The organism is Pseudomonas sp. B424 (genome assembly GCF_055408345.1).
In genome coordinates this window covers 194,024-209,765 of sequence record NZ_JBUZTL010000002.1, presented here as the reverse complement: position 1 = coordinate 209,765, position 15,742 = coordinate 194,024, and the positions used below count along the sequence as shown (strand labels likewise).

Annotated in this window: 16 protein-coding genes; 8 read left to right on the top strand and 8 right to left on the bottom strand. The window is 58.5% G+C overall.

Annotation, left to right across the window (positions count from 1 at the left end; genetic code table 11):
* Nucleotides 1-11: 11 nt before the first annotated feature.
* Genes ACZRMS_RS03335 through ACZRMS_RS03315 form a run of 5 tightly spaced genes read left to right on the top strand, consistent with a single transcriptional unit; the run spans nucleotide 12 to nucleotide 4,121 of the window.
* Nucleotides 12-827 (top strand): alkaline phosphatase family protein, encoded by an 816-nt coding sequence (locus ACZRMS_RS03335; RefSeq protein ID WP_463994121.1) that lies wholly within the window; start codon nucleotides 12-14, stop codon nucleotides 825-827.
* On the top strand, nucleotides 824-1,660 hold the full coding sequence (locus ACZRMS_RS03330) for an ABC transporter permease (protein ID WP_463994120.1): 837 nt from the start codon (nucleotides 824-826) through the stop codon (nucleotides 1,658-1,660). The genes ACZRMS_RS03335 and ACZRMS_RS03330 overlap by 4 nt, the downstream gene beginning before the upstream one ends.
* Nucleotides 1,647-2,447: an ABC transporter permease gene (locus tag ACZRMS_RS03325; protein WP_463994119.1), complete on the top strand. Its 801-nt coding sequence runs from the start codon at nucleotides 1,647-1,649 to the stop codon at nucleotides 2,445-2,447. Before ACZRMS_RS03330 ends, ACZRMS_RS03325 begins: the two co-directional genes overlap by 14 nt.
* Nucleotides 2,444-3,433, top strand: coding sequence for an ABC transporter ATP-binding protein (locus ACZRMS_RS03320; protein ID WP_463994118.1), 990 nt, complete (start codon nucleotides 2,444-2,446; stop codon nucleotides 3,431-3,433). The genes ACZRMS_RS03325 and ACZRMS_RS03320 overlap by 4 nt, the downstream gene beginning before the upstream one ends.
* Nucleotides 3,434-3,467: 34 nt before the next feature.
* Nucleotides 3,468-4,121 carry an HAD family hydrolase gene (locus tag ACZRMS_RS03315; protein WP_463994117.1) on the top strand — a complete coding sequence of 218 codons (654 nt, stop codon included), beginning with the start codon at nucleotides 3,468-3,470 and terminating at the stop codon, nucleotides 4,119-4,121.
* An 88-nt stretch (nucleotides 4,122-4,209) separates the two neighbouring features.
* Here ACZRMS_RS03315 and ACZRMS_RS03310 read toward each other — a convergent pair whose 3' ends face one another.
* A complete protein-coding gene (locus ACZRMS_RS03310; RefSeq protein WP_463994116.1) occupies nucleotides 4,210-5,172 on the bottom strand; it encodes an NAD(P)H-quinone oxidoreductase in 963 nt (320 codons plus the stop codon).
* Between the two features lie 139 nt (nucleotides 5,173-5,311).
* Here ACZRMS_RS03310 and ACZRMS_RS03305 point away from each other — a divergent pair, with 139 nt between their 5' ends.
* The gene (locus ACZRMS_RS03305) at nucleotides 5,312-7,393 is read left to right on the top strand and encodes a carboxy terminal-processing peptidase (protein WP_463994115.1); all 2,082 of its coding nucleotides are present in this window, start codon (nucleotides 5,312-5,314) and stop codon (nucleotides 7,391-7,393) included.
* Nucleotides 7,394-7,459: 66 nt separating this feature from the next.
* On the opposite strand, the gene ACZRMS_RS03300 is transcribed toward ACZRMS_RS03305, so the two are convergent.
* The 4 genes from ACZRMS_RS03300 to ACZRMS_RS03285 all read right to left on the bottom strand — a co-directional run bounded on the left by ACZRMS_RS03300 (nucleotide 7,460) and on the right by ACZRMS_RS03285 (nucleotide 9,748).
* Nucleotides 7,460-7,906: a tetratricopeptide repeat protein gene (locus ACZRMS_RS03300; RefSeq protein ID WP_463994114.1), complete on the bottom strand. Its 447-nt coding sequence runs from the start codon at nucleotides 7,904-7,906 to the stop codon at nucleotides 7,460-7,462.
* Nucleotides 7,907-8,275, bottom strand: coding sequence for a hypothetical protein (locus tag ACZRMS_RS03295; RefSeq protein WP_463994113.1), 369 nt, complete (start codon nucleotides 8,273-8,275; stop codon nucleotides 7,907-7,909).
* Complete coding sequence (locus ACZRMS_RS03290; RefSeq protein ID WP_463994112.1) at nucleotides 8,272-8,613, bottom strand: helix-turn-helix domain-containing protein; 342 nt, start codon at nucleotides 8,611-8,613, stop codon at nucleotides 8,272-8,274. The genes ACZRMS_RS03295 and ACZRMS_RS03290 overlap by 4 nt, the downstream gene beginning before the upstream one ends.
* A 415-nt stretch (nucleotides 8,614-9,028) precedes the next feature.
* Entirely contained in the window at nucleotides 9,029-9,748 is a 720-nt protein-coding gene (locus ACZRMS_RS03285) for an FKBP-type peptidyl-prolyl cis-trans isomerase (RefSeq protein ID WP_463994111.1), read from the bottom strand.
* A gap of 247 nt (nucleotides 9,749-9,995) precedes the next feature.
* Between ACZRMS_RS03285 and ACZRMS_RS03280 the strand changes: the two genes are divergently transcribed.
* Together ACZRMS_RS03280 and ACZRMS_RS03275 are read left to right on the top strand one after the other, a co-directional pair.
* Entirely contained in the window at nucleotides 9,996-11,810 is a 1,815-nt protein-coding gene (locus ACZRMS_RS03280; RefSeq protein WP_463994110.1) for a di-heme-cytochrome C peroxidase, read from the top strand.
* A 43-nt stretch (nucleotides 11,811-11,853) separates the two neighbouring features.
* Nucleotides 11,854-12,990 (top strand): catalase family protein, encoded by a 1,137-nt coding sequence (locus tag ACZRMS_RS03275; RefSeq protein WP_463994109.1) that lies wholly within the window; start codon nucleotides 11,854-11,856, stop codon nucleotides 12,988-12,990.
* Nucleotides 12,991-13,112: 122 nt separating this feature from the next.
* On the opposite strand, the gene cysB is transcribed toward ACZRMS_RS03275, so the two are convergent.
* The 3 genes from cysB to ACZRMS_RS03260 form a co-directional block, all read right to left on the bottom strand.
* Nucleotides 13,113-14,087 (bottom strand): HTH-type transcriptional regulator CysB, encoded by a 975-nt coding sequence (gene cysB / locus ACZRMS_RS03270; protein WP_463994108.1) that lies wholly within the window; start codon nucleotides 14,085-14,087, stop codon nucleotides 13,113-13,115.
* Nucleotides 14,088-14,201: 114 nt separating this feature from the next.
* Nucleotides 14,202-14,702 (bottom strand): universal stress protein, encoded by a 501-nt coding sequence (locus ACZRMS_RS03265; RefSeq protein ID WP_463994107.1) that lies wholly within the window; start codon nucleotides 14,700-14,702, stop codon nucleotides 14,202-14,204.
* 93 nt (nucleotides 14,703-14,795) lie between these two features.
* A complete protein-coding gene (locus ACZRMS_RS03260; protein WP_048358636.1) occupies nucleotides 14,796-15,713 on the bottom strand; it encodes a 5'-nucleotidase in 918 nt (305 codons plus the stop codon).
* Nucleotides 15,714-15,742 lie beyond the last annotated feature (29 nt).

Sequence of the window (15,742 nt, the reverse complement as noted above, 5' to 3'; positions counted from 1 at the left end):
AGTCGCCGTACATGAAACACAACGTCATTCTGGTCGTACTTGACGGGCTCAACTACGAGGTGGCCCGTCATGCCATGGGGCATTTACAGGCCTATGTCGGTGCTGAACGCGCCGCACTGTACAAACTCACGTGTGAGTTGCCGGCGCTGTCGCGCCCGCTCTACGAATGCATCCTCACCGGCGTGCCGCCGATTGAAAGCGGCATCGTGCACAACAATGTTTCGCGACTGTCCAACCAGCGCAGCGTGTTCCATTACGCCCGTGATGGCGGGCTGAGTACCGCAGCAGCGGCCTATCACTGGGTCAGCGAACTGTATAACCGCTCACCTTTTATAATCCCCCGTGACCGCCACACCCTGGCGCCAGACCTGCCGATTCAATACGGGCATTTCTACTGGAACGATCACTACCCCGATTCCCACCTGTTCGCCGACGCCGAAAGCCTGCGCCTGGCGCACGCACCCGATTTCTTACTGGTCCACCCCATGAACATCGACGATGCCGGGCACAAGCACGGCCTCGACACACCGCAATACCGCAACAGCGCACGCTCGGCCGACATCATCCTGGCCGATTACCTGCAAGGCTGGCTGAACGCCGGCTATCAAGTGCTGGTGACGGCCGATCACGGCATGAACAACGATCGCTCGCACAACGGCCTGCTACCCGAAGAACGTGAAGTCCCGCTGTTCGTCATGGGCGACGCCTTCAGCCTCAACCCGGATGTCACGCCAAAACAGACAGAGCTGTGTGGCACCATCTGCGAGCTGCTCGGTGTGGCCCACGACAAACCGCTGTGCCGTGACCTGTTGAGACCTGCACCATGAGCCGTGGTAAATGGCTGGCGCTGCTGTGCCTGGTGCCCTTCGCGGTATTTTTTATCGTGTTTCAGATCGCACCGCTGGTGTGGGTACTGATTCACAGCGTGCAATCCGAAGAAAGCGGCTGGGGCCTGGCCAACTTCATCAAAATCTTCAACTCCAAATTCTATTTGCAGGCGATCCAGCACAGCCTGGAGATCAGCTTCTGGTCCAGCCTGTTCGGCATCGTGATCGCCATATTGGGCAGTTACTCTCTGCGCAAGGTGGACTCGCGGTTGCGCAATTTTGTGAACGCGTTCGCCAACATGACCAGTAACTTCTCCGGCGTGCCGCTGGCCTTTGCGTTCATCATTTTGCTGGGCTTCAACGGCAGCATCACGATCATGCTCAAACAGGCGGGGATCATTCAGGACTTCAACCTGTATTCCAAAACCGGCCTGATCATCCTGTACACCTACTTCCAGATTCCCCTCGGGGTTCTGCTGCTTTACCCGGCCTTTGATGCCTTGCGCGAAGACTGGCGTGACTCTGCCTCATTGCTGGGTGCCAACAGTTGGCAGTTCTGGCGCCATATCGGCCTGCCGGTACTCACCCCGGCCCTGCTCGGCACGTTCGTGATCCTGCTGGCCAACGCCCTGGGCGCCTACGCCACGGTGTATGCATTAACCACCGGCAATTTCAACGTACTGCCGATCCGTATTGCCGCGATGGTGTCGGGCGATATCAGCCTGGACCCGAACATGGCCAGTGCCCTGGCGGTGATTCTGGTGGGGTTGATGACCCTGGTCACCCTGGTGCATCAGTGGCTGTTAAAGAGGAGCTACCATGTCGCGCGCTGAAACCACATCCCCCAGCGTTTACCACCGCAGCGTGGTCTGGCTGCTGTTTCTGATTTTGCTGCTGCCCCTGCTGGGCACGCTGATTTACTCCATCTCCAGCAGCTGGTCCGCCACCATCCTGCCCAGCGGCTTCACCTTCAAGTGGTATGGCCAACTGTGGAACGACCCGCGCTTTCTGGCCGCTTTCGGCCAGTCGTTGCTGGTCTGCGTCGCCGCACTGGTGTTGTCGGTGATCCTGATTTTGCCGTTGCTGTTTGTGGTGCATTACCACTTCCCCAAGCTCGATGCGCTGATGAACATCCTGATCCTGCTGCCGTTCGCCGTGCCGCCGGTGGTGTCATCGGTAGGCCTGCTGCAGCTCTATGGTTCCGGCCCGCTGCAAATGGTCGGTACGCCATGGATTCTGATCGGCTGCTACTTCACCGTCGCGCTGCCCTTCATGTACCGGGCGATCACCAACAACCTGCAAGCGATCAACCTGCGTGACCTGATGGACGCCGCCCAACTGCTGGGTGCCAGCACCTGGCAGGCGGCGTTTCTGGTAGTGCTGCCCAATCTGCGCAAAGGCTTGATGGTTGCACTGCTGCTGTCTTTCTCGTTCCTGTTCGGCGAGTTTGTCTTTGCCAACATTCTGGTGGGTACACGCTACGAAACCCTGCAGGTGTTTTTGAACAACATGCGCAACAGCAGCGGGCACTTCACCAGCGCGCTGGTCATTTCCTATTTCCTCTTTGTACTGGTGCTGACCTGGGTTGCCACCTTCCTGAACAAGGACAAAAGCCAATGAGCTTCGTCAGCGTCGAACACCTGCAAAAATCCTATTCCGGCACCCCGGTTTTCAGCGATATCAACTGCAGCATCGCCAAAGGTGAATTCGTCACCCTGCTCGGCCCGTCCGGCTGCGGCAAGTCCACGCTATTGCGCTGCATCGCGGGGCTGACCCCGGTGGACGGCGGCAAGATCCTGATCGATGGCCAGGACATCGTGCCCCTGAGCCCGCAAAAACGCGGCATCGGCATGGTGTTTCAAAGCTATGCCCTGTTCCCCAACATGACCGTCGAGCAAAACGTGGCATTCGGCCTGCGCATGCAGAAGGTCAAAGCCGATGAAAGCCACAAGCGTGTGACCGAGGTGTTGCAGCTGGTGGAGTTGAATGACTTCGCCCAGCGCTACCCTCACCAGCTGTCGGGCGGTCAATGCCAGCGCGTGGCCCTGGCGCGCTCGCTGGTGACACGCCCGCGCCTGTTGCTGCTGGATGAGCCGCTGTCAGCCCTGGACGCGCGCATTCGCAAACACTTGCGCGAGCAAATCCGCACCATCCAGCGCGAGCTGGGCCTGACCACCATTTTCGTTACCCACGACCAGGAAGAAGCACTGGTCATGAGCGACCGTATTTTCCTGATGAACAAGGGCCAAATTGTACAAAGCGGCAATGCGCAAACCCTCTACGCCGCGCCGGTGGATGCATTTGCCGCAGGCTTTATCGGCAACTACAACCTGCTGGATGCCGAGACTGCCAGCCGCCTGCTGCAACAACCGGTCAGCAGCCGTATCGCCATCCGCCCCGAAACCCTGGGCTTGAGCCTGCAGGGCGAGCCCGACGGGGTGATCCTGAGCCACAGCCTGCTGGGCAACGTGATCCGCTATCGGGTCGAGGTGCGAGGTGTGCAACTGATCGTCGACGTGCTCAACCGCGCGCCCGGCGATCTGTACCCCGACGGCCAACGCGTGGCACTGTCCATCGATTCGAGCACCCTTTGTGAGGTAGCCTGATGTTCTTGAATTTTATGAAGAGAGAGTTGCGCTGATGGCCCTGGCAATTTTTGATCTGGACGAAACCCTGATTCACGGCGACTGTGCCACCCTCTGGAGCGAGCAGATGGGCCGCCTGGGCTGGGTCGACCCGCAGTCGTTCATGCAACGCAACAACGAACTGATGACAGCTTACAGCCAGGGCAAACTGGCCATGGAAGACTACATGGCCTTCAGCCTGGAGCCGCTGATCGGGCGCACCCCCGAAGAAGTCGAGCATCTGGTCGGGCCGTGGGTTGAAGATTTTATCGAGCCGATCATCTTCAGTGACGCCACCCGAACCATCGCCGCCCACCGCAAGGCAGGGGATCGCATTCTGGTGATTTCGGCCTCGGGCACGCATCTGGTCAAACCCATTGCCGACCGCCTGGGCATTGATGAAGTACTGGGCATTGAGCTGGAAGTTGCCCACGGTTTTTACACCGGCAACACCGTGGGTACGCTGACTTACCGCGAAGGCAAGATCACGCGTCTGCTGCAATGGCTGGATGAGCAGGAAGAGAATCTTGAAGGCGCGAGTTTCTACTCAGACTCACGCAACGACCTGCCGCTGTTGCTCAAGGTCGATCACCCGCACGTAGTCAACCCGGACCCGGTGCTGCGTGAACATGCCGAAACGGCCGGGTGGCCGATTCATCACTGGAAATGACACCTCAATACCTGTAGCCGCTGCCGCGGGTTGCGATCGGGCCCGAAGGGGTCCGCAGCCCGCGGCAGCGGCTACAGGTTATGCGGGGTCAGGCCAGGCTGCTGTCTATCACCAACACCAGCTTGCCCGACACCTGATTGCTGGCCAGTTCGGCAAACGCCGCCTGCGCCTCTTCAATCGGGAAGGTTTTAGCCAGTTGCGGGCTCAAGCGGCCCTCAGTGAACAGCGGCCAAACCTGCTGGCCCAGATCACTGAGCAAGTCAGCCTTGAACTGATCGCTGCGGCTGCGCAGGGTCGAACCCAGCAACTGGATGCGCTTGCCCAGAACCAGGGCCAGGTCCAGCTCGGCCTTGCGCCCGCCCATCAGGCCGATCAACACCCAGCGCCCGTCCAGCGCCAGCAGCTTGAGGTTGGACTCGGCGTAGTTCGCACCCACCGGGTCCAGCACCACATCAAACGGCCCCAGCGTCTTGAGGCTGTCCAGCCCTTCTGTACGCAACGCCCCGCCTTGAGCGCCCAACGCCTGGCAATACGCCAAACGCTCGGCCGAACCTACTGTCACCCAGCACGGGCTGCCAAACGCCTTGCACAACTGAATGGCCGCTGAACCAACGCCACTTGCACCAGCATGCAACAACACCTTCTCGCCCGGCTTCAGAGCAGCCAGCTGAAACAGGTTCAGCCACGCCGTGCTGTACACCTCGGGCAAGGCCGCCGCTTCAATCAGCGACAGACCTTCAGGCACGGGCAGCGCGTGACGGGCATCGACCACTACCTCTTGCGCCATACCGCCGCCAGCCAGCAGGGCACACACCCGGTCGCCGATTTTCCACGAAGAACCGGGGCCAACTTCACTGACCACGCCCGAGCACTCCAGGCCCAATACCTGACTGGCTCCGGGCGGTGGCGGATACAACCCGGCGCTTTGCAGCAGATCGGCCCGATTGAGCCCCGCAGCCGCCACACGAATCCGGATTTGCCCTACATCACAGGTGGGGCTTGGCTCTTCAACCCACTTCACTTGACCTTCAACGCCTTGCAATGCTTTCACAGTGCCTCCATAGTGAGTCTGGACTGAGCCCGGCGCTGTTGCACCGGGCTTCTTGCATTATGCGGTCGGTCCTTTACGGAACCGGCGACTTCAAAGACGGCCTAATATGCGTTATCAATTGCCCCCGCGTCGAATCAGCATGAAGCATTTATTCCCTAGCACCGCACTTGCCCTATTCATTGGCCTAGGCGTTTTGCCGTTTTCGGCCAATACGTTCGCCGCTAACAGTTGGGATAACCTTCAGCCCGATCGTGATGAGGTGATTGCCAGTCTTAACGTCGTTGAGCTGCTCAAGCGCCATCATTACAGCAAGCCGCCACTGGATGACGCACGCTCTGCGATCATCTATGACAGCTACCTGAAGCTGCTCGACCCTTCGCGCAGTTACTTCCTGGCCAGCGATATTGCCGAATTCGACAAATGGAAATTCCAGTTTGACGACTTCCTCAAAAGCGGCGACCTCAACCCCGGCTTCACCATCTACAAGCGCTACCTGGACCGCGTGAAATCGCGCCTGGACTTCGCCCTTGCAGAGCTGAAAAAAGGCCCGGACTCTTTCGACTTCACCGCCAAGGAGACCTTGCAGATCGATCGCAAGGACGCCCCGTGGCTCACGAGTGAAGCCGAGCTCAATGATCTGTGGCGCAAACGCATCAAGGACGAAGTCCTGCGCCTGAAAATCGCCGGCAAAGAGCCTGCGAAAATTCAGGAACTGCTGACCAAGCGCTACAAGAACCAATTGTCGCGCCTTGACCAGACCCGCAGCGAAGACATCTTCCAGGCCTACATCAACACCTTCGCCATGTCTTACGATCCGCACACCAACTATCTGTCACCAGATAACGCGGAAAACTTCGACATCAACATGAGCCTGTCGCTGGAAGGCATTGGCGCCGTGTTGCAGAGCGATAACGACCAGGTAAAAATCGTGCGTCTGGTGCCGGCAGGCCCTGCCGACAAGACCAAACAGGTCGCTCCGGCTGACAAGATCGTCGGTGTCGCCCAAGGCGATAAAGAGATGGTCGACGTGATCGGCTGGCGTCTGGACGAAGTGGTCAAACTGATTCGTGGCCCTAAAGGCTCTGTGGTGCGCCTGGAAGTTATTCCAGCGAGCAACGCACCGAACGATCAGACCAGCAAGATCGTGTCCATTACCCGCGAAGCCGTGAAGCTTGAAGAGCAGGCCGCGAAAAAGTCGATCCTGAACCTGAAACAGAACGGCAAGGACTACAAGCTCGGCGTCATTGAAATCCCGGCTTTCTACCTGGACTTCAAGGCGTTCCGTGCCGGCGATCCTAACTACAAGAGCACCACCCGCGACGTCAAAAAACTGCTGACCGAGTTGCAGAAAGAAAAAGTCGATGGCGTGATCATCGACCTGCGCAACAACGGCGGCGGCTCGCTGCAGGAAGCCACCGAACTGACCAGCCTGTTTATCGACAAGGGTCCGACGGTACTGGTGCGTAACGCCGACGGCAAAGTCGACGTGCTTGAAGACGAAAACCCGGGTGCGTTCTACAAGGGCCCGATGGCGCTGCTGGTCAACCGCCTGTCGGCTTCGGCCTCGGAGATTTTTGCCGGTGCCATGCAGGACTACCATCGTGCGCTGATCATCGGCGGCCAGACGTTCGGCAAAGGGACGGTGCAAACCATCCAGCCGCTGAACCATGGCGAGCTGAAACTGACACTGGCCAAGTTCTACCGGGTTTCCGGCCAGAGCACCCAGCATCAGGGCGTACTGCCTGACGTTGCTTTCCCGTCGATTATCGACACCAAGGAAATCGGCGAAAGCGCACTGCCCGAAGCCATGCCATGGGACACCATCCGCCCTGCCATCAAGCCGGCAGTCGATCCGTTCAAGCCTTACCTTGACCAGCTCAAGGCCGAACATGCAGCCCGCGTCGCCAAAGATGCAGAGTTCATGTTTATCCGCGACAAGCTGGCCCTGGCCGAGAAACTGATGGCCGAGAAGACCGTCAGCCTGAACGAAGCCGAACGTCGCGCACAGCACGCCGACATCGATTCCAAGCAGTTGGTGATGGAAAACGCCCGCCGTCAGGCCAAAGGCGAAGCACCGCTCAAGGAAATGAAGAAAGAAGACGAAGATGCACTGCCGGTCGAGCCTGAAAAGACCAAACCGGAAGATGATGCCTACCTGAGTGAAACCGGGCGGATTCTGTTGGACTACCTGAAGCTGAGCAGTCAGGTCGCCAAGAAGTAAGGACTGTGCAGCTGTAAAAAAGGGCGGGTCGCGTAATGCGGCCCGCCCTTTTTATTGGCGTGAAATCTAAGACTGGTAATGCCGGGCCAGTGCCGGATCTGCCTGCAACCCCGGGCCACCCTGCAAATACAGCGCCGACAGCTTGTTGGCGGCCAGCGGGTGCCCGGCCTTTACCGCCATCGTCCACCAGCGGGCAGCCTCTGCCGCATCCGGGTTTTTACTGAGCGTACCTGCCAGGCTGAAAACGCCCACTTGGTAAGCCGCCTTGCCATCGCCGCTCAGTGCCGCCAGGCGCAACAAACGCACGCCCTCCTCCCTGGCACCCAACCCTTGACCGCGAAAGGCCAGAATGTGCCCGTAGAAGCTCTGGGCGCGGGTATCCCCCAGGTTGGCCATACGTGCGAACTGCCCCTCCATCCAGCTCCAGATGCGCGGCTGACGCACACACCAGGGCCGATGAAACAACTTGCGCGCCAGCCAGTAGCTCAGACGCGCCTTGAATCGCCAGAGCACTCAGGCTTCCTCGTGCTCATAAGCGAACTCAAACACCCGCACGACCTCAGAGGCATGCCATGAGGCAGCGGCAACACCGTCCGGCGGGCCGGGGAAGCGGCCGAGCCGTTCCACACATTCAAAAAAGCCGGTACGTGGCAGGCGGCTTGCGCCCTGGCTGATCACCAGCGAACTGCGCAATGGCTGCTCGGCCTTGGCGTCCATTGCGGCCAGATGCTCAAGCGCTGCCGTCAGGGTGAGCATGGCTGGGCTCGGCAATTGCAAGCGCTCCAGCAACGCACGGTACGTCAGCAAGTGGCGCTGTCGACGCGCCTGATCGAGCTCAGCCAACAACCCATCCCAGTGTTGGCGACTGATGCGAACGCTCATGATGCTTCCCTCCAGCCCGCGACACCCAGCTCCCAGGCCAGGCTACGACGAATGGCAAGGTCAGGTAGACGCTCGCCGGTTTCGATCATGGTCAGGTACGACGGGCTAATACCGACCGTACGTGCCAATACCTCAAGGGCCAGGCCCTTGTTCTCGCGCAAGCCCCGCAACTGATCAAGCCCAGGGCGTTCCTGCTCGGGCGCCGGGGGCTGCTGGTCTGCCAAAGGCGTAGCCACCTTTTCCTTGAGACCTGCAGCCTTGAGCAGTGCCTGGTAGCTTTCCCATGAAAGAACCGCGTATTCAGGTTCACCATTGCGCTTGATGATTTGAAGATCCATTGCTAAACCCCGTCAGACTTTTAGATAAATCGAGTCGGAACTTTCCTTAGAAGCTTAATCCTAACAGCCTTCAAGGTCTCTGGAGTTTTCGCTCAAAAGTGAAATTTTTGTGAAAGCAGTCAAAAGCGCTGCGCAGAACACAAAATGTTATCCACACAAATTGTGGATAACCTTGTGAACAGAGCTGTTTTTTCAGGCTGAAAGGCCCGTTCTATAAGGGCTGTACTCAGATCGGGCGTTTTTTACACACATAAAAAAACCCATAAATTCATTGACTTGGCAGTCAGCAACCACTAGCCAAGGGAACTTATGGGGTTTTTAAAAACTTGCAGGACAGAACTGATAGGCACAGAGGCCGGACTACAGATACAACAACGCCCCGTCGAAACGGGGCGCTACCTGAAGAGAAAGCTGCTTATTGCGCAGCATCTGCCTCTGGTTTTGCAGGGTCTTTGATGCCCAGCAGCTCAAGGTCAAACACCAGTACCGAATTGGCCGGGATCGACGGGCTCGGGCTTTGTGCACCGTAAGCCAGCTCGCTAGGGATATAGAGCTTGTATTTCTCACCAACGTGCATCAGTTGCAGACCTTCAACCCAACCCGGGATCACGCCGCTAACCGGCAGATCAATCGGGCTGCCGCGCTCTACCGAGCTGTCGAAAACCTTGCCATCAATCAGCTTGCCTTCGTAGTGAACAGTCACCACGTCTGTGGCTTTAGGCTGAGGACCATCGGCTTTCTTGATGACTTCGTACTGCAAGCCAGAAGCGGTAGTGACAACACCGGCTTTCTTGCCATTTTCTTCGAGGAATTTTTTACCTGCTGTCGAGGCTTCTTCGCTCATTTTGGTAAGACGTTCTTCAGCACGCTTTTGCAGGGCGGCGAACGCTTCGATCAGTTCATCGTCTTTCAGTTTCTGCTCTTTCTTGCCAACGGCATCTTCGATGCCCTGGGCTACGGCCTTGGAATCCAGATCATCCATGCCTTCTTGAGCCAGACTTTTGCCCATGTTCAGGCCAATGCCGTACGAGGCTTTTTGCGCCGGGGTTTTCAGCTCTACGCTGGTCTGCGAATCACAACCCGCCAGTACCAGGCTTACCAGGGCCACAGCTGCCGCCAACCGATGCTGTTTCATGCTATTTCCTTGTTCATGCGCCAAATGGGCAATCGAGTAAAGCCGCGAGCTTATCAGGCGGCCGCGACCAATGGCTACCGGCATAGGAGAGGCAATTTGCGGATAAGTTCATGCATTAATAACAATTCATTCATACCGCAACTTCTGCTCACACATCTATAAACCTGGCAAAGCAAAGCCCAGGTCGCTTGATGCCAGACCATACCTGAGGCATAAGGCTGTAAATATTTTTACAAGGAGCGTTACTGTGCGTCTGTTTTACCGTGTTCTGCTGGGGTTGCTAGTGGCTTTGGCCCTGGGACTTGGCCTGGTGATCTACTTCATCGCCAACCCGAAACTGCCTGCCTACCAACCCCCGCAGCAGCTGCATTATCTTGATCAGTGGAGCCCTGCCGAGCGTCAAACCTATTACTACACGCCCCAGGGCACGCAGGTTAAAGGCTTGCATTACGACTGGTTCAGCGCCCTTGAGCTGCCCTTTTCAAAGCAACCCTTCGCCGCGCCGGAGTATCTGGCCCGGTTCGGTTTTTTGGTTGACCCACAGCAGCAGGCCAGCGCCGCCAACCCGGCCAACTTGCCCGTAGGTTTTACCCGCCATCAAAACCCGGGCAGCAACACGCAGTACCTGGACATTACCTGCGCCGCCTGCCACACCGGCGAGTTGCGCTTCAAAGGCCAGGCGGTGCGTATTGATGGCGCCCCGGCACAGCACGTCTTGCCATCCAGCGTACCGACCTTGCGCGGCGGCAGCTTTGGCCAGGCGCTGGTAGCCAGCCTCGCCGCAACATATTACAACCCATGGAAATTCGAGCGCTTTGCCCGCACCGTCCTGGGCGATCAGTACGAGGCGCAGCACCAGCAACTGCGCAAAGATTTCAAGGCATCCCTGAACACGTTTCTGACCGTGGCCTGGAACGACACCCATCGCGGCCTCTATCCGACCCTCGAAGGCCCGGGGCGCACCGATGCCTTCGGCCGGATCGCCAACGCCAGCTTCGGTGATGCGATTTCCTCCGACAATTACCGCGTGGCCAACGCACCGGTGGATTACCCGCACCTATGGGATATGTGGACGTTCGACTGGGTGCAGTGGAACGGCTCGGCCAAGCAGCCAATGGCGCGCAATATCGGCGAAGCCCTGGGCGTAGGCGCCACCCTCAACTTTTTCGACAGCCACGGCCAGCCCCTGCAAGGCGATGCCCGCTACCCTTCGAGTGTCCGGGTAAACGACTTGCACCTGATTGAAGAAACCCTGCAAAAGCTCAAGCCTCCGATCTGGCCCGAAGAGCTGTTCGGCAAGGTTGATCGCCCGCTCGCGACCAAAGGCCGGGCGCTGTTCGCGCAAAACTGCGCCGGCTGCCACGTCCCGCCAGTGGTCGAAGAAAACGGGCGTTGGGTCAAGCAACTCAAAATGCTGCCTGTCGACGTGATCGGCACCGACCCCAATACCGCCAACAACATCGCCGATAATCGCTACGACCTCAGCGCGCTGCAATGGGACCCGGCCGAGCTGGCAACCATGAACGTGGACCTGTACCCGAAAAGCGAAGCGCCTCTGGACATGAGCAAACTGTCGGTCGCAAAAGGCCTGGCGTATGTCACCGCCTTTGTTGAAAAGCATGCTTACCAGCAAGCCGGTATCGACCCGCAAGAGCAGGCACGCCTCAATGGATTTGGCCTGCCGATCGGTGTCATGGAGTTGCGGGCCTACAAGGCACGGCCGCTCGACGGGATCTGGGCCACGGCGCCCTTCCTGCACAACGGTTCGGTACCTACGATCTACCAGTTGCTGTCGCCACAGGCTGAGCGTGACCAAACCTTCTATCGCGGCAGCTTTGAATACGACCCTCGCCACTTGGGCTACAGCACGCAGGCCTTTGACGGCGGTTTTGTGCTCGACACCCGCATCAGCGGCAACCATAACAGCGGCCACGAGTTCCGCGCCGGCCCCCGTGGCAATGGCGTGATCGGCCGCCAGCTGCAACCCGAAGAACGCTGGGCGTTGCTGGAGTACCTCAAAGTGCTCGGTGGCCCCCTGGAACAACAGTTGCCCAACGAATGAAGTGCCTTCAACGCACCGATGATTTCGCTAAAAGGATGTTTGCATGCTGACCACTTTCTGGCTTCGACTCGGCAAATGGCTGGGCAAGTTGCTTTTGATATTGATTGCCTTGGGATTGCTCGGCTGGGCGCTGGCCACCGGCTGGTACGCCTGGCAGCACCGAGGCCCCGTTTCGGCCCAGGAGCAGATCCCGCCGGGTGAAGCCGCCATGACCCGGGACACCATCCAGACCGCGATCCGGATCGTCGACCAGCACCGCGAAAACACCCGCTATCTGCGCGATGCCCACGCCAAGGCCCACGGTTGCGTCAAGGCGCAAGTGCAGGTGCTGGACGATCTGGACCCGGCATTGCGCCAGGGGGTATTCGCCACCCCTGGCAAAACCTGGCAAGCGGTGATGCGCCTGTCCAACGGCAACGCATACCCGCAATTCGACAGCATCCGCGATGCACGCGGCATGGCGATCAAGTTGCAGGACGTGCCGGGGGCGCAGTTGCTACCTGGCCAGCAAGGTCGTGGCGAGCAGGACTTTGTGATGTTTAACCATCCCAATTTCTTCGTCAGTGACGTGGCCGAATACCGCCAGAACATTGCTGCCCAGGCCGATGGCAAAAAGATAACGGCGTTTTTCCCGTCATGGGACCCGCGCAGCTGGCAAGTCCGCCATTTGTTTATTGCCCTGGCCACCTTGTCGCCGGCACCGGCCAGCCCGACGCAAACTACCTACTTCTCGGTCTCGCCCTACAAGTTCGGCACCGACAATGCCAAGTACCGCGTGGCACCGGACCTCGAAAGCTGCCCGGCCTACACCTTGCCGGAGCAAAACGAGGCGCTGCCCAACTTCTTGCGCAATGCCTTGAACCAGCAACTGTCCACGGACCGGGTGCCGGCCTGTTTTGTGCTGCAGATTCAACGACAGAACGCCAATCGCTTCATGCCGATCGAAGACACCAGCATCGAATGGAAAGAGTCTGACGCCCCGTTCGAGACTGTGGCGCGAATCAAGGTTGCGCCACAGGACTTCGACACCCCAAGCCAGAACCTGACCTGTGACAACCTGTCGTTCAGCCCGTGGCATGGCGTCGAAGAACATCGACCGATTGGCGGGATCAATCGTCTGCGCAAGGCGGTGTATGACGCGGTGAGCGAGTACCGGCATACACGTAATTCGCAGCAGTAAAACGCCCAAAAAAATGTGAGAGCGGGCTTGCTCGCGATGGAAGCGGCGCGGTCTTTGAATCAGATCGCGTCGATGCCATCGCGGGCAAGCCCGCTCCCACAGGATTTGTGCGGTGCCCGTGATCAATGCACCGGCAGTTCTACACCGTCAAACAGGTCTTCAAGTTCCTGTTTGTTGTGGCAGGCAATCGCCTTGGCCATCACTTCACGGGTCAGGTGCGGGGCAAACTTTTCGATAAAGTCGCACATGAAGCCGCGCAGGAAAGTGCCACGACGGAAACCGATCTTGGTGATGCTGGACTCAAACAGTTCGCTGGCATCCAGTACCACCAGATCGTTGTCGAGCTTGGTATCCACGGCCATCTTGGCCACGATACCCACACCCAGGCCCAGGCGCACATAGGTTTTGATCACGTCGGCATCGGCAGCGGTAAATACCACTTTCGGGGTCAGACCGCGATGGCTGAAGGCTTCGTCGAGCTTGGAACGGCCAGTGAAGCCGAACACATAGGTCACGATCGGGTATTCGGCCAGCGCTTCAAGGGTCAGTTTCGGCAGCTTGGTCAGCGGGTGGCCCTGTGGCACGACCACACAGCGGTTCCAGCGGTAGCACGGCATCATCACCAGGTCGCCGAAAAGCTCCAGGGCTTCAGTCGCAATGGCAAAGTCGACGGTGCCGTCAGCAGCCATCTCGGCGATTTGCATCGGCGAACCCTGGTGCATATGCAGCGCAACATCAGGGTATTGCTTGATGAAATTGCTGATCACCGGCGGCAACGCGTAGCGTGCCTGGGTGTGGGTGGTGGCAATCGACAGCGTGCCCTTCTTCTCGTTGGAAAACTCTTGGGCGATCTGCTTGATGCTCTCGACCTTGCGCAAGATCTCGCCAGCGGTGGTGATAATGCGCTCGCCTGCGGGCGTGACACGGGTCAAATGCTTGCCGCTGCGGGCGAAGACTTCGACGCCCAGCTCGTCTTCAAGCAGGCGGATCTGTTTGCTGATACCCGGCTGTGAGGTGTAAAGGCTCTGCGCGGTGGCCGAAACGTTGAGGTCGTGGTGCGCCACTTCCCAGATGTAGCGCAATTGTTGAAGCTTCATATGCATCCCTCAAAGCAGATAGACGCCAAGGGTATCGGCGGCGGTATATAACTATATGGAAGGTTAGAAGAATAAATCTAGAACTTTTTTATCGTTTTTATCGGTTCATCAGCCTTACACATCAGTGCTGCGCCGACGCTGCACCAGCGGCACCAGATACACCGGCATCTGCGCCAGCTCGATAACCCGCGCTGCCGTTCGCCCCAAATGCGATTTTCCGCCCGCGGGCTGGGCGTGACTGCCCAGAATCAACAGGTCAACTGCAAGCTTTTGCGACTGCTCCAGAATGACCTGGGAGGGTTCGCCCTGAATAACCTTGACCGAGCGAATCAATGCCAGTTCCTGCTCCCACCCTGCCAACTCCTCCCGAAGGCTCTCAAGCACACGTAACTCTATATTCGAAAGCATGGTGCTCATGCCCTGTCGGTGCAGCTCGCTCAACGCCTGTTCATCGAGGTAGCTCTGCAACACCGACTCGGCAAACAGCCCCATGGGTTCAACTACATGCACCACATACAAATCTGCGCGAAAGCTGCGAGCCAATCCCAACGCATGCTGCATCACAACCGGCGCGTAAATACCGAGATCCGTGGCGTACAGAATTGAGCGAATCATTCGACCCCCTCGACAGCTTTAATGGGCGAGATGGATTCAGCTTAGCAGCGCACAGGCAAGTACGATGGTCCGCACAGCAACTTGTGCACAGCCTTACTCTGTCGCCACCCCCCCGGATTCATTGCTGATGCCGTGAGGCACGTGGCCGGTCGCGACAACCTGACGCGCCCTTTCGCAATGGCCCGCCTGATCATCAAAAAAGACATCGGCGGCAAAGGCTTCCAGAAACGCCGATTTATCCAGCCCGCCGAGAAACAGAGACTCATCCAGACGAATATCCCAATCGCGAAGCGTGCGGATCACCCGCTCATGGGCAGGTGCCGAACGCGCGGTGACCAGCGCAGTGCGGATCGGGCACGCGTCATCAGGAAATTCGCGCTGCAACAGGTTCAACGCCTCCAAAAAACCCTTGAACGGCCCGCCTCGCAAAGGGCTGCGCGCAGACTCGCGCTCAAGGGACTGAAACGCTTCCAGCCCGCCGGACTGGAAAACCCGCTCTGCCTCATCGGAAAACAGCACCGCATCACCGTCAAAGGCAATGCGCAGCTCATTGCTCTCGGCACGCAGCGCGCCGCCCGAAAGGATCGTTGCCGCTGCAAAGCCTTCATTCAGAGCGCTGCGTACATCCTCGGCATGGGTCGACAAAAACAGGTCACAGCCAAAAGCGCTGAGATACGGGTGGGGGTTTCGCCCGCCCGAAAAGGCCGCCCGGGAAATGTTCAGGTCGTAATGCTGGATCGAATTGAACACCCGCAACCCGGTGTCGGCGCTGTTACGTGACACCAGCACCACCTCAACCCGCTCACGCCCAAGGTGTGCGTTGAAACTGAGGAGCTTTTGGACCAGCGCGAAGGCATCCCCCGGCGCAAGGACTTCATCTTCATGTTCGATCTGGTATTGGCGGTATGCCTCAATCCCCTGGGTCAGATACACCCGATGGCTATCATTCAGGTCAAACAACGCCCGAGAAGAGATTGCCAGTACCAGCTTGCCCTTTAAGCCTTTGCTCATTTCGCCCCCACAGGTCCAAGCGGATTCAA